This is a genomic window from Aurantiacibacter sediminis (assembly GCF_016019885.1).
Classification (GTDB): domain Bacteria; phylum Pseudomonadota; class Alphaproteobacteria; order Sphingomonadales; family Sphingomonadaceae; genus Alteraurantiacibacter; species Alteraurantiacibacter sediminis.
Window position 1 is genome coordinate 422,698 of the sequence record NZ_JAEANY010000001.1, and the last position, 18,371, is coordinate 441,068.

Sequence of the window (18,371 nt, forward strand, 5' to 3'; positions counted from 1 at the left end):
TCAGCCACCCAGGATCTGCACAGCACGCGGCGCGTGATAGGTCAGCACGCCCGAACATCCGGCGCGCTTGAAGCCGATCAGCTTTTCCATGAGCAGCGCGTCGCGGTCTCCCACGCCTGCTGCAGCGCCCGCCTCGATCAGCGCGTATTCGCCGCTGACTTGATAGGCATAGACAGGCACTTCAAAGCGCTGTTTCACGCGCCAGATGATGTCGAGATAGGCAAGGCCCGGCTTTACCATCACGCTGTCTGCACCCTCGGCAATATCCAGCGCGACTTCGGCCAGCGCCTCATCGCCATTGGCCGGGTCCATCTGATAGGTTTTCTTGTCGCCCACCAGCCGCCCGCCGCTGCCCACCGCATCGCGGAACGGGCCGTAAAAGGCGGAGGCATATTTCGCGGCATAAGCCATGATCTGGACATTATGATGATTGCCCATTTCCAGCGCCATGCGGATCGCGTGAACGCGGCCATCCATCATGTCCGACGGGGCGATGATATCCGCGCCCGCCTCCGCCTGATTGATTGCCTGATCGACCAGCACCGCGACTGTATCATCGTTCACGACATAGCCCGCATCATCCACCAGCCCATCCTGCCCGTGGCTGGTGTAGGGATCGAGCGCGACATCGGTCAGCACACCGATATCATCGCCGCAGGCATCCTTCACCGCCTTGATCGCGCGGCACATCAGATTGTCAGGATTGAACGCTTCCGCCCCGTCATCGCTGCGCTTGTCCGCCTGGGTATTGGGGAAGAGGGCGATGCAGGGAATGCCGAGATCGACCGCCTCTTTGGCGCGTTTGGCGATGCCATCGACGGACCAACGCGATACGCCGGGCAGGCTGCCGACGGGATCCTCGACTCCGTCGCCTTCTGTGACGAAGAGCGGCCAGATCAGGTCCGAGGGGGTCAGCACGGTTTCGCGCACCATGGCGCGGCTCCATGTCGTGGCGCGGGTGCGGCGGAGCCTGGTGTTGGGATAGCTTCTGCTCATGATGCAAGTCCTGCCGCAAAAGCACTGCACGGGCAATGCGCCACGGGCGATTTAGTCGCCGGGATAAAGCGACGGATCAATTCACGCGCTGGCGATTCTCGATCCGGTCGATTTCGCGCACCGGCTCATCGGCCATGGAAGGATCGGGCGGCAGTTCTGACAGCGCAGCACCTGCTTCGACCATCTGCAGACGGACGAGCTGCTCGCGGAAATTGGCCAGCTGCGATCCGGTCAATTGCTCGCGCGTCACAAATCGCACGCTGAGCGGGTCGATTTTCTGCCCGTTGCGATACATTTCGTAGTGGAGGTGCGGACCGGTGGAGAGGCCTGTCGAGCCGACATAGCCGATCACCTGGCCGCGCGTGACACTCTCGCCATTTCGCACCGCGATCCGGCTCATATGCGCATATCCGGTCGAGAGGCCGCCAGCATGGCGAATGCGCACAAAATTGCCCAAACCGCCATTGCGCCCGGCATAATTCACCGTACCATCGGTAGCGGCATAGATCGGCGTGCCATGGGCAGCGCGAAAATCGATACCGCCATGCATCCGGCGATAGCCGAGGATCGGGTGGCGGCGCATCCCATAGCGAGAGGAAACCGCACCCGGTACCGGCCGGACGAGACCTTCCTGTTGCGCGCCTTCACCCGCGGCGCTGTAGAAGCGTCCCTCACGGCCAAAACGCATCAGCTGCACGCGCGGACGATCTTCGCGAATGATTGCGGCGTAGAGCAAATCGCCGACTTCAGTCTCGCCGGTAGCCGCGCGGCGATAATCGACGATCATGTCGAACTCGTCACCCGAGCTGATCTGGCGATCGAGATCGTATTCGCGGCCAAGCGTTCGCAGGAAGTCCTGCACTGCACTTGGCGGAGCGCCCAGCGCGCGAGCCGAGCGGTAGAGGCTGTCCCCAACAGTGCCGCGCACACGCAGCGGAGTTGCATCGACCATGATCGGACGCGGATCGAGCACAAGTCGACCATCGCGGCGCGTCACGTTCAGCTGCAGATCGAAACGCGCGCGGAAGGAAAGCGCATCGACGGGGCGGGGCACATCGGGAGATGCGCGGCGGCCCAGCGTAATGTCCACTTGCGTCCCGGGCTCGATGTCCTCCACCGGAATAGCGCCCTTTATCATCGTGGCAATGTAGCCCGCCTCATCCGCACTCACGCCTGCGCGGCGCAGCATGCGGTCGAAACCGTCACCCTGCGCCAGCGTGGCGACGAGGTCGAGACGCGGGCGTTCAGGCGCGCCTTCGAGTTCTGCAACGGCGAAAGTTGCGCCCATGCGGCGACCGCTATCGGCGCCCAGCGCCAGCGGCATGATCATCTGGCTACGGAATTCATCGCGCACCGCATCATCGATCTGCATTGAGGGTGCAGCTTCGACACTCGAGAAACCCGGCCATGCGGCGAGCGCGACGGCGGAAAGGCCCACAAGCGTGAACACACCACGCAGCCAGCGGCGCGAACCGATATCGTTGGCGAGATCTGGGGCGAGGTCGGCCGACGCGAATTTCTGTGAAGTGCGCTCGCGCCAAGCCTGCCAGCGACCGCTGAATCCAGAGCCACGCGGGATGCGTCGACGCGTAGAGGCACCCGCCACCGCAAGGACTTGACCTTGCGACAGCTGCGCGGGCGGATAGTCTCCACCCGGTGCTCCATCATGTTCGCTTTCGCGATCCTTGAACAACGCGCCCTCCTTGGCGGCCGCGCAAATGGCTGGGAAGCCAGAAACGGCGCGACCCGATTCCGGCTCACGGTAATTGCCCGGAAGAGTGGTCCCATAAAGTAAATTTCGCTTTAACGTCGACAAAGTGAGTCCTCTGCGCGACGAGGTGAGTCCAGCCGCGTCCGCAGCGCCCCAAGGTTGCGCTGGTCCGCGCGAAACGGCATGGCGAACCCATCGTGACTGCTTCCCGTACCGACAGCCGTATCCGCGCCGTGCTTGGCCCCACCAATACCGGCAAGACGCATCTGGCGATAGAGCGCATGTGTGCGCATTCCTCGGGCACGATCGGTTTTCCGCTGCGGCTGCTGGCGCGCGAAGTCTATGATCGGGTTTGCGCGATCAAGGGGGAGGATGCCTGCGCGCTGATTACCGGCGAGGAGCGGATCGAGCCGCCCAATGCGCGCTATTTCCTGTGTACGGCAGAGGCCATGCCCCGTGATGGGGGCAACAGAGCCTTCGTGGCACTGGATGAGGCGCAATTGGGCGCGGACCGGGAGCGCGGCCATATCTTTACGGATCGCCTGCTGAATGCACGTGGCCGCGAAGAGACCATGCTGCTGGGAGCCGCCACGCTCGAGCCCATGGTTCGCGCGCTGGTGCCGGGAGCGCTGATCGAAGAGCGGCCGCGCTTTTCGACGCTAAGCCATGCAGGCGCATGCAAGCTTTCGCGCCTCCCTCCGCGCAGCGCGATCGTCGCGTTCTCGGTCGAGCAAGTTTACCAGGTTGCTGAATTGCTCAGGCGATTTCGCGGCGGTGCAGCGGTTGTGATGGGCGCGCTCAGCCCGCAAACGCGCAACCGCCAGGTCGAATTGTTCCAGTCGGGCGAAGTCGATTACATCGTCGCCACGGATGCGATTGGCATGGGCCTCAATCTCGATGTCCACCACGTCGCCTTTGCTTCGCTCAGCAAATTCGATGGTGTGCGCCAGCGTCGCCTCTTCCCATCGGAAATGGCGCAAATCGCCGGGCGAGCCGGGCGGCACCAGACCGACGGCACATTCGGCACGCTGTCGGGTGGGCAAGGCACGCGCGGACGCGGTTCTCCGCTCGAATTCACCGAAGAAGAAGTCTTCGCCATCGAAGAACACCGCTTCGCGCCGATTACCAAGCTTTTTTGGCGAGAGCCGCAACCGCGCTTTGACACGCTGGATGTGCTGATCGGCGATCTTGAGGCGAGCCCGCGTGTCGAAAGCCTGACGGCTGCGCCTGAAGCGATCGATCTCGCGGTGCTGAAGCGCCTTTCCGAAGATGCGGAGATCACCCGCGGCGTCAAGACGTCAGGGCATGTCCGCCGCTTCTGGGAAGCGTGCCAATTGCCCGATTTTCGCCAGCTTGGCCCGGAGGCGCACGCGCGCTTTGTTGCGCGGCTCTGGAGCGATCTTCAGCATGGTCATATCGGGGCGGATTTTGTGGCGCGGCGCATCGACGAGCTGGGCAATACTGCAGGCGATATCGACGCGCTGCAGGGCCGGCTCGCGGCGATCCGTAGCTGGGCCTATATCTGCCAGCGTCCCGACTGGGTCTTGGCGCGCGATGAAATGGCCGCCAGAGCCCGCTCCGCCGAAGCCAAATTATCCGATGCGCTGCACCAGCGCCTCACCGAACGTTTCGTCAATCGCCGAACCGCTGTATTGATGCGGGGAATGGGAAAGGATGCAGGACTTTTGCGTGTAAATCTTGAAGACGATGGCCGGGTCACGGTCGAAGGCCAGCCGATCGGGCATCTCGATGGCTTCCGCTTCGTGGTCGATCCCGAGGCAAGTCATGAGGATCGCAAGCTGATGCTGGCGGCGGCTGAGAAGCATATGGCAGCTTTGCTCGCGCAAAAGGCAAACAAGCTGATTGCGGACGAATTGGGCGAGCTGTCGATTGCCGATGGCAAGATCATGCGTGATGACAAGGTCGTGGCCGAGCTTGAGCGCAGCAAGCTCATCACCCAGCCGCGCATCGTGATGACGAGGGAGCTGGTTCAGCTCGATCCGGCGCAGAAGTCTCGCCTTCAAGATGCGCTTCGCGTCTGGCTGACAGAGCAACTGGCGCCGCTCGCACCTTTGCAAGCTATCGAAGAAGCCGCTGAAGACCCAGAAGCGGGCAGCGAAGTACGCGCCCTGCTGCTGACGCTTGCGGACCGGAACGGCACCGTTTGGCGCGAAGATGCGGGCCTGCGGCACATTCCCAAGGAAAAGCGCCCCTTCATGCGCCGTCTTGGCGTCACAATCGGCTCGCTCGATGTCTATATGCCCGCGCTGCTCAAGCCTGCGCCGCGCCGCCTACTGAAAGCGCTCGGCGTCGATCCGCGCCCGGTTCGCGAGCAGATGGAAGCGGTGATCGAAAGTGCAAAGCCCATGCCCACCGGATATCGCCGTGCAGGCAGGCAGGCGATCCGCGTCGATATGGCTGAAAAGCTCTTTCGCTCCGCGCACGAACAGCGCGCCAAGGCGCAGGCAGCGGGCGACAAAGGGGCGAAAGGCTTCCCTGTCGATATCGCGCTGGCCACCAGCATGGGGCTGGCTGATGAGAATTTCCGCAGCCTGATGAAGGATGCAGGCTTCCGACAGGGGCAGAAGGAAGAGCTGGCAGAGGGCATGTATGGCCCCGAGCGTCCGGTTCCCTGGACCTGGCGTGCACCGCGCAAGGACAATGCACCGCAACCCCGCCACCGCCCTGCAGGAGGGCGCAAAGGCAAGCCGGTCGGGAAACCCCAGGGCAAGCCAGACAATCAAAGGCACTCTCGCGGACCGCGCAAGCCCGCCAACCAGCCGGCCACCGGCAAAGCGCTGGCAGGGCTGGCGGATTTGCTCAAGAAATAGGCGCCGATGCGGCTCGACCTGCTGCTGTGCCGATTGCGCTTTGCCAAAAGCCGCTCGCTCGCACAGCGCTGTATCGCCGAGGGTCATATTCGGCGCAATGGAGAGCGCGTGGTCGCCAGCGACGAGCCGATTTCGCCGGGAGACGTGCTGACCCTTCCAATCGGCCGCACGGTGCGCGTGATCGCTATCGAGAGCTTGCCGGATCGCCGCGGCCCCGCAGCAGAGGCACGCGCGCATTATCACGAACATAGCCGCAACGCTTGACGCTCCGCCCGACTTCGCCATAGGAGCGCGAAAACAACTTTCGCCGGACCATTCGAAGGGATTTCCGCCACATGACCTATGTCGTCACCGACGCCTGCATCAAATGCAAATATACCGACTGTGTCGAAGTGTGTCCGGTCGATTGTTTCTACGAAGGCGAGAACATGCTCGTCATCAACCCGTCGGAATGCATCGATTGCGGTGTGTGTGAGCCGGAATGCCCCGCCGAAGCCATCCTGCCCGATACCGAGGACAATCTCGAGAAATGGCTGGAAGTGAACGCCAAGTTCTCCGCGGAATGGCCCAACATCACCGAGAAGAAAGATCCGCCCGAAGATGCCGATGAGCACAAGGGTGAAGAAGGCAAGTTCGAGAAATTCTTCTCCGAAGAACCCGGTGAAGGCGACTAAGGCTCCACCCGTTTCACCGCATTCTATGGATCCATGAACCATCTGCGCTTTGCGGCGTTGGTGGGCATGGGGTTTATCGACAGACTGAAGCGCGCCTGGTCGCAGGCATCCGATCACAACACATCCATTCTGGCTGCAGGCGTCGCGTTCTACGCCTTTCTCGCGCTCGTGCCGCTATTGGGGTCGGTGATCCTGACCTATGGGTTGCTGGCGGACCCAGCGACCGTCGCAGACCACCTCAATAGCATTGCGAGTGAGCTTCCGGAATCAGCGGCCGAGCTGATCGGTACGCAGCTGGAATCGATTGTAGAAACTTCCGGTGGTGCCAAAGGGCTCGGCCTGCTGGTGTCGCTCGCCATCACTCTGATCGGTGTGCGCAGCGCGGCGAATACCCTGATCACGGCAATAGCTACCGCTTTTGTCGATCACGGCAATCGCAGCTTCATTCGATCGAATCTACTAGCGATTGTACTGACTGTTGGCGCAATATTAGGCGGCGGCCTGATCGCGGCAGCCTTGGCGGTGAGTTCTACCGTGATCGCCCAATTGCCCGATCTTTCTGGGGCAGCGAAAGCTTTCGGCCAATTGCTAACGTATAGCATCGTCGGCATCGGCACGGCGGCGGGTGCGGGGCTGCTTTATCGTATCGCCCCTCCAAGCGTATCGCCGAGTTGGAAGCGCGTTCTTCCGGGGGCGCTATTGGCGGGTTTCGGCATCCTTGTCCTGACCGCAGCTTTCGGATTCTACGTCGCCAATTTCGGTAGTTATAACGCGACCTATGGCTCACTCGGCGCTGTCGTGGTCTTGCTAACCTGGCTATATTTGAGCGCCTATATACTCTTGTTCGGCGGAGAGGTGGCAGCCACTGAACCCGCCTGAATCGTGGAGTTAGGTTGCAAAGCGCAACAGGGTGGCAATTATGTCACGAATCTGTTATATACTTACGCAACTGGCGGCTCTTCGTGGGCCTCAGGCGGATAGGAAGGCAGGTCCCCGCTTCTAGCAACAGGTAACGGTTCGTCGCCGCTGATGGTCAGCGGAGGGGGAATTTTATTTTGGTTTGCGGGGGTTTGCGACAGAAAGGAATATTTATGGCTGCGAATGCGCCCGTCTTCGAAGTCGGCGACTACGTTGTCTACCCCAAGCACGGTGTTGGCCGTGTAATCGAGCTGCAGAATGAAGAAATCGCCGGCATGCAGCTGGAGCTGTATGTGCTGCGTTTCGAGAAAGAGCGGATGACCCTCCGCGTGCCGACCAACAAGGTTGAATCGATCGGCATGCGCAAGCTTTCCAGCGACAAGACGCTGAAGGAAGCGATGGAAACGCTGAAGGGCAAGCCCAAGGTGAAGCGCACCATGTGGTCGCGCCGTGCCCAGGAATATGAAGCGAAAATCAATTCGGGTGAGATCGTGCTGATCGCCGAAGTGACGCGCGACCTGTTCCGCCCCGAAGACCAGCCCGAACAGAGCTATTCCGAACGGCAGATTTTCGAAGCGGCATCCAGCCGTCTGGCGCGCGAGCTCGCCGCCATGGAAAAGACCGATGAGCCGACCGCGCTAGAGAAAATCCTCGACGTTCTGAAAGAACACGCGCCGCAATATTACGAGAATAACGACGACGACTAAGCGCGTCGCTGAAAGTCTTTGAAAATAGTCGAAGGGCCGTTCACAGCATGTGAGCGGCCCTTTTTCGTTCGGTTTGGGCGTGGAAAGGCTCTTCGCTCAACCCCAGCGAGCCGTCGACGAGCGGCTTTGCCCAAATCCCCATATTTCTGTATTACATAGCCAACACACATGGAGGACTAGAACATGGATTTGGGGAAACTCGCGCGGCGAATCACGCCATTCGCTGCACTTGCGGCGGCGACAGCGCTCACCGGTTGTGACGGGATGGAAGTAAATTTCGAGGGCGACGGTGTACCTCTTGCGGAATTGGACACCTCGGGCGACGCGCCCATCGGCATTGCACTCATCGGTTCGGATACAGTCAATGTCACGCAGGGCGATACCTTCACCGTGACCGTCGATGGCTCCGAACAAGCCACCGGGCGTCTGCTCTTCGATCTGGATGGCGACACGCTGGCTGTTTACCGCGAGGGCGGCACCTGGGACGATTCAGAGACGGCTACCGTGTCGATTACTGTTCCGGTTGTTGAAAAGCTCACCATTCCCGGATCGGGGACGCTCACATCAGACACGCTCACAGGTAATGCCGAACTGGCGATAATCGGATCGGGCAATATCACGGTCGAGAATGTCGAGGCCGACCGGCTCGAAGTCGATATCCCGGGCAGCGGGTCTGTGATCGCATCGGGCAGCGCGGAGCGGCTGGAACTCAACGTCGTCGGTAGCGGCGATGCGGAGATGTCCGATCTGTCTGTGGACCGCGCCGATGTGAATATCGTCGGATCAGGCGATGCGACATTCATGTCCGATGGCCGCGTCGAGGCGAATTTCGTCGGATCCGGCGATGTGCGGGTTATCGGATCAGCGAATTGCGAATCGACCGCCGTGGGTTCCGGCAGCCTGATTTGCGAAGATAGTGCGACAGCCAGCGACGCAGGAGAGTAAGCATTTGATCGCAAATTCATTGCGATGACAGCATGGCGGGTTCACTAAGGCTGCGTTCGGCATCCTTAGGAGCCCGCCATGTTGCGTTTAGGACTAACCACCCTGCCGCTCGCCGCGCTGCTTTTGAGCGGCTGCGTGGCGAGGACGCTGGTCGATGTCGCCACCGCCCCTGTGCGCGGCGTGGCGCAGGTCGCCGATTGGGCCACGACCAGCGAGGACGAAGCCGATCGCAATCGCGGGCGCGAAATTCGTGAGCGCGAGGAGCGGCTCGGCGAATTGCAGGGCAATTACGAAGAGCTTTCGGAAGATTGCCGAGACGGAAATGATCGCGCCTGCCGCGAAGCTGTCGAACTACGCGCCGAAATGGATGAGCTGATCCGCTATATTCCCGCTGACCCGCCAGAGGGCGATTAGGCGGACGATTAAGCGGCAGCGCGTTTCAATCGATCGTTGATGGCGCGACCCATACCTTCCTTCGGGATAGGTGCGACACAAATCTGCGCCTTATCGGACGCAGCTGCCTCATGCAGACACGCGTAAAGTCGTGCGGCCGCTTCGGCGAGATCACCTGTCGGCGAAAGCGTTGCGTCGCCACGCACAGAGCCAAACCCGATCATGAAAGCATCTTCAGTCGGCTCATGACAGTTGAGCATCACTGGCTTGCCCGGCGAATAATGCTTTTTCAGCTGTCCAGGCGCTTCAATTGTCGCGCCGCGCAACTTTAGTTCAGGGCCTAGGGTGTTCTCAAGCTCCTCTGCAGTAATCGGACCCGGTCGCAAAAGGCTCCACTCGCCAGACTCGCGCAGTGCAACGATCGTCGATTCCAGCCCGGCCTCAGCATCGCCTCCATCGAGGATTGCCGGGCTGTCTTCGCCGAGCGACGAAAGCACATGCGCGGCGCTTGTTGGGCTTAGCGCGTTGCTGCGATTGGCAGACGGGGCCGCGATTGGCAGGTCGAGCGCTGAGAGGACAGCGGCGGCAACCGGATGAGCAGGTTGGCGCAGCGCGATAGTCGAAAGGCCGGCGCTCACCGCAGGGGCTATCCCGGCGTCGTCACGAAGGGGCAGGACAAGCGTAAGCGGACCTGGCCAGTATTTGCGCGCCAACTCCTCAGCACGGCCATCGAGCCGCGCGAGACGCTTCGCCATCGCGACCGATGCCACATGCACGATTAGCGGATTAAAGTCGGGCCGACCCTTGGCGCGATAGATCTCCGCCACTGCATTCGGATGATCTGCGCGCGCGGCGAGACCGTAAACGGTTTCCGTCGGCAAAGCGACGAGCTTCCCTTCGCGCAACAAATCTACGGCTCGCGCGATGCCGCCCGCATCAGGCTTTAGAATTGCAGGTTTCTTGCCGCTCATCGCATGGCGCTATAGGGACATCGGCGATGGAAGACCAAGCCCAACTGCTCGCCCGGATCGCAGACGCGCTGGAGCGGCTTTCTCCGAGCGAGTCGGGCAATATCGATTGGCTTGCATCTCCAGCCTATGTCTGGACAAAGTCAGGCGCGCGACCGGTGGCTGAGATCGATGCACCCGTGCTTGACCTGCTACGCGGGATCGAAGCGCAAAAGGCTGCCGTCACAGCAAATGTGGATCGACTGGCGAAGGGGCACGCGGCGCATGATATGCTCCTATGGGGCGCGCGCGGGACGGGTAAGTCCACACTGATCCGCTCAGCCGTGCGTGCAGCGCAGGATGATGGCGGGGCTATCGCGTTGGTGCAAGTCGGAACTGACGCCGTGACGTCGCTCCCGCAGCTTTTCGCGCATTTAGGACCGGTTGCACGCAACTTCCTGATTTTCATCGATGATCTGGGCTTTTCCGAAAGCGATGCCACCACACCACGCCATTTGCGCAGCTGGCTCGACGGCGGCGTCGAGGCTCGCCCAGCCAATGTCCGTCTCGCGATCACCTCCAATCGTCGCGCGATCCTGCCGCGCCATGCGAGTGAACAGGATGATCCGATCAATCCGCGCGACGCTATCGACGACACGCTCGCTTTGGCAGACCGCTTCGGCCTGTCGCTCGGCTTTCACAATGCCAGCCAAGAGGATTATCTGGATGTCGTGCGCGGCTACGCGTCCGAATACAATCTCGATTACGAAGACATCGAGGCTCTGGAATGGGCCAAGCGCCGCGGTGCCCGGTCAGGACGGGTGGCATGGCATTTCATTACCGAACTCGCTGGGCGTGCCGGAAAGCGGCTCTGATCAATTTCAATTCCCTATGGCAGGCAAGATCTCGGACGGATCGACCGCACCTTCCTCGAACGCACGCGATGGATCACCGCGCAGCTCACGACGCGGCGGCAGCCTGTCCCCGGCATTGCGCTCGATCGCCTCGGCACGTGCGGCATTGGGATCGGTCACGCGCCAGATGATATTTGCGGTATCATCGCTGACGAGAAGCGCGCCCGTTCCATCCCAGGCGACCCAAGTAGGACGGCCATAAGTCTCGCCCTCACCAGCCAGAAAGCTCTCTAGCACCGGCTGCGGCAGACCTTCGGGATTCCCGCGATCGTCGAAGGCTACGAATACGACGTCATATCCTGCCGCCGGATAGCGATTCCACGATCCGTGTCGCGCGATGAAAGCGCCATTGCCGAAGCGCTCCTGCAAACGGCTGCCGGGCGCGGTAAAGACCATGCCGAGCGGCGCGCCATGCGCACCCAGGGCGTATTGCGGCGTACGCGTATATTCGGTGAGGAAGCGTGGCATGGGTGGTTCGACCCGCTCGTCGACCACATCGTTGAAATAAACCCATGGCCAGCCGTAATGAACGCCAATTGGGACATTCGACATGTAATCCGGCACCAGATCGGAGCCGAGCATGTCGCGTTCATTTACTGTCGTCCAGAGCTCGCCGGTCCAGGGGTTCCAGTCCATGCCATTGGGATTGCGCAGTCCCGCACCGAAAATGCGCGTGGCGCCCGTTTCCAAATTAATTTCATGTATCGCAGCGCGACCTTCCTCGATCTCGATCCCGCTCTCGGCGATATTGGACGCTGAGCCAACCGCGACATACAGCCGCGTGCCGTCCTCATTGAGGATGATATTGCGCATCCAGTGATTGCCTGCTGCGGGAAGGTCGGCAAGTTTCTCGGCTTCGCCCATCACGGCATTCTCGCCGAGTGCGTAATCGAAGCGCAGCACGCTGTCGTGATTGGCGATGTAGAGATTGCCATCATACCACGCGATGCCGGAAGGCGAATCGAGGCCTTCCTCCCGTAGGATATGCCGCTCTTCGGCCGCACCATCGCCGTCACCATCGCGCAACAGGACGAGCTGGTTGGGCGAAGGAACATCCGCGCCGGCCTGGCTGAACAGCAGGCCCGCAACGAAATTCGTGAGCCAACCGCCAGCAATCTCGCGCTCCGGCGTATTGGTCAGCGTCACCAGAACATCGCCATTGGGCAGTGTGTAAATTACGCGTGGATGCTCCAGATTCTCGGCAAAGCGATTGACCACGAGGCCTTCCGCAGCGCCCGGCGATTGACCTTCCGGCCAGCCGATCGGTGTGTTGATACGCACCGTCGGGATCAGCTGCGGATCGGGCTCGGCCAGGATCGGATCGGTCCCACTCGTTTCATCCAGCGTATATTGTGCCTCAACCGGGCGGGTCAGCCACCAGATTATGGCCGCCCCCAGTACGATCAGGATCAACAGGGTGAGGAGGATCTTCTTGAGAATGCTCATGCAACGGAGATAAGCCAGGCGCGCGCGCACGGCAATGGGGCTTTGCCTCCCCGCCTCACCTCCCTATATCGCGCCGATGTTCGATTTCGCCCCCGATCCCAATGCCCCGAAAGCTGCGCTTTACGCCGCTTTGAACGAGGCTGCAGATGCACTCACCCGTGATGAAAGCGATGGCGTTGCCAATATGGCAAATGTCGCCGCGCTGATGGGCGAGTTTCTGGGCGATACCAACTGGGTGGGCTTCTACCGGATGGTGGATGGCGAGCTGGTGCTCGGTCCCTTCGTAGGGAGGCCCGCCTGCATCCGCATTCCCGTAGGTGTCGGCGTATGCGGTGCAGCAGCTAAGGGTGAAACGCAACTGGTTGCTGATGTGCACGCCTTCCCCGGCCATATTGCCTGCGATGCGCGCAGCCGGTCCGAATTGGTGGTGCCTGTCAAGTGTGACGGCCAGGTGATTGCCGTTATCGATCTGGACAGCCCAAGCCTTGCGCGTTTCGACGAAGAAGATCGCGCCGGGATCGAGGCGCTCGCAACTATTCTCTCCGATAGGATCTGATTGGCATTCAGGTGCGATGCCTGCCCCGTTACGGGACAGATAGGCGTGCGTGGTTGGATTTCTGCGCTTCCCCAAGGTAAATATCGCGTAAATCGGGCAAAGGCCCATTTCCGTATGAGGGGAAATATTCAGATGCCGATTCGCCCTGCCACGTTTTTCGCCACTGTTGCCACTCTCGGGCTGGCTGCGCCGGCCCTTGCCCAAGTCGATGATCGTTATGTCGATGTCGAAACCGAGGCGGCATACTGCGAGGCAAATCCGTGGATCGAGTGTTCGCTAGAGAGCGATGCAGCGGATCACGGCGGCGAATACAGCGCGCATAATGGGTCATATGACGGCGACTGGAACGGTCATTGGGAAAGCGAAGAGCGCTGGGCCGGCGACTGGAACGGCACATACACGGATGCGCAGGGCCGCCAGGTAGAAGCACGATATAGCGGCGTGTGGATGGGCGACGCGCATTTCATGAGCGAAGATGGCCGAGCCCTTACGCATGATGGACGCGGTGGATGGCGCGAATACCCTCGGAGCACTGCGCATGCGCCCGGCCTCGGTTATACGACCGCGCAGCGCAATCAGTGGCTGGCCGAGTGCCGTTATCTGATGGCCGGTGGCGGCGGCTATTACGATGACCGCTACGATCGCGGCCCGGACGGCGCCCTGATCGGCGGCGTCTTGGGAGCAGTCGCCGGTGGTGTTGCCGGAAATCGCATCGCCGATGGCGATCGCCTGCTCGGCACAGTTGTTGGCGCGGGGCTTGGCGGTCTGGCGGGATCAGCAATTGGCTCAGCCGTGGATGGCGAGGGCGATTACGCTGAGTTTGACCGCGAAGAACTGTGGGCTGCGCGCTATTGCGATGCCTATCTGGCGCGCCACGAAATGGGCGCGGGCTATGCCTATGCGCAGCCGATGATGCTTGTGCCTGTGCGCGCAGCCCCCATGCGCCGCCCACATTGCTCGCAATGCGCGGAAGAGGTGATAATCGAGGAAGAGATCATCGAGATCGAGCGCACCGCTCGTTGAGGTGCAGTAGCGCCGGGTGTCCTCGACCCCCCAGTCATCAAATCAGCCAGAAATTGCGCCGCGCAACTTTCGGAACGGCGCGTGGCTAGATCCCGCCGCCGGTAAGCCTCTGACAAATAAGGTCTAATTGATCCAGTGTGCGAAAGCGCACCGTCACCGCGCCCGAGCGGGGATCGGCATCGGTCGCGATCTTCACTGGCAGGCCCAGATACTCCTCGAGGTGATTTTCCACCGCAGCAATATCAGCGTCCTGTGCAGGATCGCGCGGCGGGCGCGCTTGTCGGCGCGTCGGCGCTTCACTGCCCGAGCGGCTCTTGCGCGCCAGCTTTTCGACTTCGCGGACAGACAAGCTTTTGGAGACCGCTTCTTCGGCAATTTCTTCGGCATTATCCAGGCCAATCAACGCGCGGCCATGACCCATATCAAGTTTGCCAGCCTCTAGATAATCGAGCACGCTTTCCGGCAGCGACAGCAAACGCTGCAGGTTCGCGACATGGCTACGGGATTTTTCAACAAGCCGTGCAATCTCCGCCTGCGTCATATCCTCATATTCGGACAGCCGCTGGTAAGCGCGCGCCTCCTCAACCGGATTGAGGTCTTCGCGCTGGATGTTCTCGATAAGCGCCAACGCCATGACATCACGATCATCAAGATCGCGAATTATTGCAGGGATTTCATGGAGTTGTGCCTTTTGCGAGGCACGCCAGCGACGTTCACCCGCAACCAGCTGATACTTGCCCTTGCCGATGGGTCGGACGATGACGGGCTGGATGACGCCTCGCGCCGCGATAGAAGCTGCAAGCTCTGCCAGCGCATCCTCGTCGAAATGGCGGCGAGGCTGGTCAGGGTGCGGTTCGATATCCGCTATGGTCAGCGTTTTGAGACCGTCCGCGCGTTCGTTTTCCGCATTTTGCTCCGTGGTGGAGCTATCATCGTTCTGGGGGGCAGGACGGGATGAGACCAACGGCTCTTCCCGGCGCGCTTCTCCGAGCAATGCGCCAAGCCCCTTGCCCAGTTTGCGTTTGCGCGTTGCAGTTTCTTTCTCGCTCATGCGGCAACCCTCTCCTGCGGCAGTCGGCCGATCAATTCTCTCGCAAGGCTCATATAAGCCCGGCTTCCCATGCATGCATGATCATAAACCAGCGCTGGCAGGCCATGGCTTGGAGCCTCTGACAGGCGAACATTGCGCGGGATCACCGCTTCGAACACCAGATCGCCGAGGCATTCGCGCACATCATCTGCCACTTGGTCGGTCAGCCGGTTGCGGCGATCGAACATGGTCAAAGCGATGCCTATTATGCCCAGATCGGGGTTGAAACGCTGCTGAACCTGCTCAACGGTTTGTAACAGTTGGCTGAGTCCCTCCAGAGCGAAGAATTCGCACTGCAACGGCACCATGAGCGTATCAGCGGCGCATAGTGCATTCAGCGTCAGCAGGCCAAGGGATGGCGGGCAGTCAATGAAGCAAATATCGTGAGCTTCATGCGCTTCCAGGGCCTCGCGCAAGCGATGTGTGCGCTTTTCGGCACCGACGAGTTCAACCTCTGCCCCACTCAAATCAACTGTCGCCGGAATGAGATCCAGCCCCGGAATCGAAGAGCTCACTATACAATCGTCAAGCGGAGCCTGATCGACCAACAGATCGTAGGAAGACATATCACGCTGGGCTGCGCTGAGACCCACGCCCGTCGACGCATTTCCCTGCGGATCGAGATCGATGAGGAGGGTGCGCCATCCACTTGCCGCCATCGCTGTCGCGATATTGATGGCGGTCGTGGTTTTGCCCACCCCGCCCTTCTGATTGGCTATCGCGATGACGATCATTGCTGTGCTGGCCTCCCTTTGCCGACCAGAATGGCGGCATCTGCGTCTGTTGCCGATTGTTCCACGTGAAACATCTCTCGCACCTTTGACGGCTGTTCTGCTAATTCTTGCGCTGCTGACCGCCCCTTCGGCAACAACCAAAGGGTCGAGTGTGTGGAAAAACGGGCGGATAACTTGAGCAGTTTGCCAAGCGGAGCAAAGGCTCTCGCCGTAATCACACCCGTTTCGCGACTTTCCAAATTTTCCAACTTCATTCCGTGCACGCGGCAATTTGTGAGCGAAAATTCACCTTTTACATACTCAAGCCAGTCGAATCGCTTACGGCGCGATTCGACCAGGCCCATCGGCATATCCGGGCGCGCCAATGCGATTACAAGCCCCGGAAGTCCGGGCCCGGAGCCGAGATCAAGCCACGGCCCCTTTACCGCCTTTGCGAGATCGAGCAATTGAATGCTGTCGGCGATATGGCGCTGCCATACGTGATCGAGGCTCGCCTTTGACACGAGGTTTTGGCGTGTGTTTTCCTCAGTCAACAAAGCGACGAAGCGCGTAAGGCGATCTATCGCCGCGCTATCGCAGCGCTCGGCACAGAAGTCCCGCGCCTCTTCTTCGGTTTGTATCATGCTGCCCGATTACGACGCTTTGCATGCACCAGCAATGCCGCAAGTGCAGCCGGCGTAATTCCGCGCACACGTCCCGCCGCCGCCAAATTCGCTGGGCGTGCAGAAGAGAGGCGCTCCACCATCTCATTCGACAGCCCTGGTACCTCGGCGAATGGAAAATCATAGTCTAGCGTCAGACCCTCACTGCTGCGCAGATCGCGAAGCTCTGCATCTTGCCGCGCCAGATAAGGGGCGTATGCGGCGTCCTCCTCCAATTCAGCCGCCAGTTCGGAGGATGGATCGCAATCGTCAGGTAGCCAAGAGCGTAATTCCTGAAGGTTGAGGTTTGGGAATGTTAGCCATGCGCGGATCATTCTTCGCCCAGCGTCGCGCTTCACCGATAGATTAGCATCATGGAGGTCCGCAGCGCTAATTTCGCGATCTAGGGCAGTGTTCCACGTGGAACATGCCTCTTGTCTCTCACCGAACCATTTGCCCCGCTTATCTCCGACGCAGCCCATGGCGCGCGCGATTGGGGTCAGCCTGGTAGACGCATTGTTCGCGCGCAATCTGAGGCGATACTCGGCGCGAGCAGTCAACATACGGTATGGCTCGCTCACGCCGTGCAGCGTCAGATCGTCCATCATCACCGCCATGTAGGAATTCGCGCGGTCGAGCGCTGGCGGGGCGATTTCCTTCACAGCGGCAGCTGCGTGCATCCCCGCGAGCAGGCCCTGCGCCGCCGCTTCTTCATAGCCCGTCGTTCCGTTGATCTGACCCGCACAGTACAGGCCGGATATGGCTTGCAGCTGAAGGTCAGTCCCCAGAGCACGCGGATCGATATGATCGTACTCCACAGCATAGCCCGGAACGGCCATTTCCACCTGTTCCAAACCGTCCATGGCGCGAAGCATGTCCTGCTGAACATCGACGGGCAGAGACGTGCTAATCCCATTAGGGTAGACGAGATGTGTGTCGAGGCCCTCCGGTTCGAGAAACACCTGATGCCCGTCCCGATCGGCGAAACGGTGGATCTTGTCTTCGATCGAAGGGCAATAGCGCGGCCCTGCCGCATCAATGGCACCCGAGAATAGCGGTGAGCGATCAAGGTTGGCGGCGATTATCTCATGTGCGCGCGGATTCGTGCGGGTGATCCCGCAGAAAACCTGCGGATTGACTCGTTCCGGCGTCAGCGGAGACATCGTCCATTCGTCACTGTCGGATGCTTGTTCTTCCAACCGCGCCCAGTCGATCGTGCGTCCATCGAGCCGCGGCGGCGTACCGGTCTTCAATCGCGCCATCGGCAGGTCCGCATCGCGCAGCTGGCGAGCCAATTCCTGCGCTGAGTCCTCTCCGATCCGGCCGCCTTCGAAGCGCTCCTCCCCGCGGAACAGCGTTCCTCCTAAGAAAGTCCCGGTGCAAAGAATCACGCGCTGCCCACGCACCTCGCTTCCGTCTGCCAGCGACACGCCTTCGACGCGGCCAGCGTTGAGGAGGAGCGCTGAAGCCTCACCTTCGATCACATACAAGCCGTCCTGGCCTTTGAGCATCCGCTGGACGGCTTCACGAAACAGATTCCGATCCGCTTGAACACGCGGCCCGTGTACCGCGCTACCTTTTGAGCGGTTGAGCATGCGGTAGTGGATCGCAGCCGCGTCGGCAGCGCGGCCGATCAATCCGTCGAACGCATCCACCTCGCGCACAAGATGCCCTTTGCCCAAGCCGCCGATGGCCGGATTGCAGCTCATGGCGCCAAGTTTGTCGGCATCGAAGGTGACGAGAGCTGCACGCACACCCATGCGCGCGGCAACAGCCGCGGCCTCGCAGCCGGCGTGCCCGCCGCCCACAACGATGACATCAAATTGGGACATGCGAACCCAAATA

18 protein-coding genes are annotated in these 18,371 nt (G+C 60.8%); 10 read left to right on the plus strand and 8 right to left on the minus strand.

What is annotated here, in order from left to right; all coding sequences use genetic code 11:
- Together hemB and I5L03_RS02165 are read right to left on the minus strand one after the other, a co-directional pair.
- Positions 1-996: a porphobilinogen synthase gene (gene hemB, locus I5L03_RS02160; protein WP_197920056.1), complete on the minus strand. Its 996-nt coding sequence runs from the start codon at positions 994-996 to the stop codon at positions 1-3.
- A 76-nt stretch (positions 997-1,072) separates the two neighbouring features.
- Complete coding sequence (locus I5L03_RS02165) at positions 1,073-2,689, minus strand: M23 family metallopeptidase (RefSeq protein ID WP_234034990.1); 1,617 nt, start codon at positions 2,687-2,689, stop codon at positions 1,073-1,075.
- Positions 2,690-2,904: 215 nt separating this feature from the next.
- Here I5L03_RS02165 and I5L03_RS02170 point away from each other — a divergent pair, with 215 nt between their 5' ends.
- The 7 genes from I5L03_RS02170 to I5L03_RS02200 all read left to right on the plus strand — a co-directional run bounded on the left by I5L03_RS02170 (position 2,905) and on the right by I5L03_RS02200 (position 9,196).
- On the plus strand, positions 2,905-5,538 hold the full coding sequence (locus I5L03_RS02170; protein ID WP_325100041.1) for a helicase-related protein: 2,634 nt from the start codon (positions 2,905-2,907) through the stop codon (positions 5,536-5,538).
- Positions 5,539-5,544: 6 nt separating this feature from the next.
- Positions 5,545-5,802, plus strand: a complete 258-nt coding sequence (locus I5L03_RS02175; protein WP_197920057.1) for a S4 domain-containing protein — start codon at positions 5,545-5,547, stop codon at positions 5,800-5,802.
- Positions 5,803-5,873: 71 nt separating this feature from the next.
- Positions 5,874-6,212: a ferredoxin FdxA gene (gene fdxA, locus I5L03_RS02180; protein WP_197920058.1), complete on the plus strand. Its 339-nt coding sequence runs from the start codon at positions 5,874-5,876 to the stop codon at positions 6,210-6,212.
- Positions 6,213-6,245: 33 nt separating this feature from the next.
- Positions 6,246-7,091, plus strand: coding sequence for a YihY/virulence factor BrkB family protein (locus I5L03_RS02185; RefSeq protein ID WP_234034991.1), 846 nt, complete (start codon positions 6,246-6,248; stop codon positions 7,089-7,091).
- Between the two features lie 212 nt (positions 7,092-7,303).
- Positions 7,304-7,837 carry a CarD family transcriptional regulator gene (locus I5L03_RS02190; protein WP_197920059.1) on the plus strand — a complete coding sequence of 178 codons (534 nt, stop codon included), beginning with the start codon at positions 7,304-7,306 and terminating at the stop codon, positions 7,835-7,837.
- Between the two features lie 183 nt (positions 7,838-8,020).
- Positions 8,021-8,782 (plus strand): head GIN domain-containing protein, encoded by a 762-nt coding sequence (locus tag I5L03_RS02195; protein WP_234034992.1) that lies wholly within the window; start codon positions 8,021-8,023, stop codon positions 8,780-8,782.
- Positions 8,783-8,860: 78 nt separating this feature from the next.
- On the plus strand, positions 8,861-9,196 hold the full coding sequence (locus I5L03_RS02200) for a hypothetical protein (RefSeq protein ID WP_197920060.1): 336 nt from the start codon (positions 8,861-8,863) through the stop codon (positions 9,194-9,196).
- Between the two features lie 8 nt (positions 9,197-9,204).
- On the opposite strand, the gene I5L03_RS02205 is transcribed toward I5L03_RS02200, so the two are convergent.
- Positions 9,205-10,146, minus strand: a complete 942-nt coding sequence (locus I5L03_RS02205) for an L-threonylcarbamoyladenylate synthase (RefSeq protein ID WP_197920061.1) — start codon at positions 10,144-10,146, stop codon at positions 9,205-9,207.
- A 26-nt stretch (positions 10,147-10,172) separates the two neighbouring features.
- Here I5L03_RS02205 and I5L03_RS02210 point away from each other — a divergent pair, with 26 nt between their 5' ends.
- Complete coding sequence (locus I5L03_RS02210; RefSeq protein ID WP_197920062.1) at positions 10,173-10,997, plus strand: ATP-binding protein; 825 nt, start codon at positions 10,173-10,175, stop codon at positions 10,995-10,997.
- Between the two features lie 6 nt (positions 10,998-11,003).
- Here I5L03_RS02210 and I5L03_RS02215 read toward each other — a convergent pair whose 3' ends face one another.
- Complete coding sequence (locus tag I5L03_RS02215; RefSeq protein ID WP_197920063.1) at positions 11,004-12,482, minus strand: PQQ-dependent sugar dehydrogenase; 1,479 nt, start codon at positions 12,480-12,482, stop codon at positions 11,004-11,006.
- Between the two features lie 76 nt (positions 12,483-12,558).
- Here I5L03_RS02215 and I5L03_RS02220 point away from each other — a divergent pair, with 76 nt between their 5' ends.
- Both I5L03_RS02220 and I5L03_RS13375 read left to right on the plus strand, forming a co-directional pair.
- Positions 12,559-13,038 (plus strand): GAF domain-containing protein, encoded by a 480-nt coding sequence (locus I5L03_RS02220; RefSeq protein ID WP_197920064.1) that lies wholly within the window; start codon positions 12,559-12,561, stop codon positions 13,036-13,038.
- Positions 13,039-13,170: 132 nt separating this feature from the next.
- Positions 13,171-14,061, plus strand: a complete 891-nt coding sequence (locus tag I5L03_RS13375) for a glycine zipper 2TM domain-containing protein (protein WP_234034993.1) — start codon at positions 13,171-13,173, stop codon at positions 14,059-14,061.
- Positions 14,062-14,146: 85 nt separating this feature from the next.
- Here I5L03_RS13375 and I5L03_RS02230 read toward each other — a convergent pair whose 3' ends face one another.
- Genes I5L03_RS02230 through mnmG form a run of 4 tightly spaced genes read right to left on the minus strand, consistent with a single transcriptional unit; the run spans position 14,147 to position 18,358 of the window.
- Positions 14,147-15,112, minus strand: a complete 966-nt coding sequence (locus I5L03_RS02230) for a ParB/RepB/Spo0J family partition protein (protein ID WP_197920065.1) — start codon at positions 15,110-15,112, stop codon at positions 14,147-14,149.
- On the minus strand, positions 15,109-15,885 hold the full coding sequence (locus I5L03_RS02235; protein ID WP_197920066.1) for a ParA family protein: 777 nt from the start codon (positions 15,883-15,885) through the stop codon (positions 15,109-15,111). The genes I5L03_RS02230 and I5L03_RS02235 overlap by 4 nt, the downstream gene beginning before the upstream one ends.
- Positions 15,882-16,508, minus strand: a complete 627-nt coding sequence (gene rsmG, locus I5L03_RS02240; protein WP_197920067.1) for a 16S rRNA (guanine(527)-N(7))-methyltransferase RsmG — start codon at positions 16,506-16,508, stop codon at positions 15,882-15,884. The genes I5L03_RS02235 and rsmG overlap by 4 nt, the downstream gene beginning before the upstream one ends.
- Positions 16,505-18,358, minus strand: coding sequence for a tRNA uridine-5-carboxymethylaminomethyl(34) synthesis enzyme MnmG (gene mnmG / locus I5L03_RS02245; RefSeq protein ID WP_197920068.1), 1,854 nt, complete (start codon positions 18,356-18,358; stop codon positions 16,505-16,507). The genes rsmG and mnmG overlap by 4 nt, the downstream gene beginning before the upstream one ends.
- Positions 18,359-18,371: the final 13 nt, after the last annotated feature.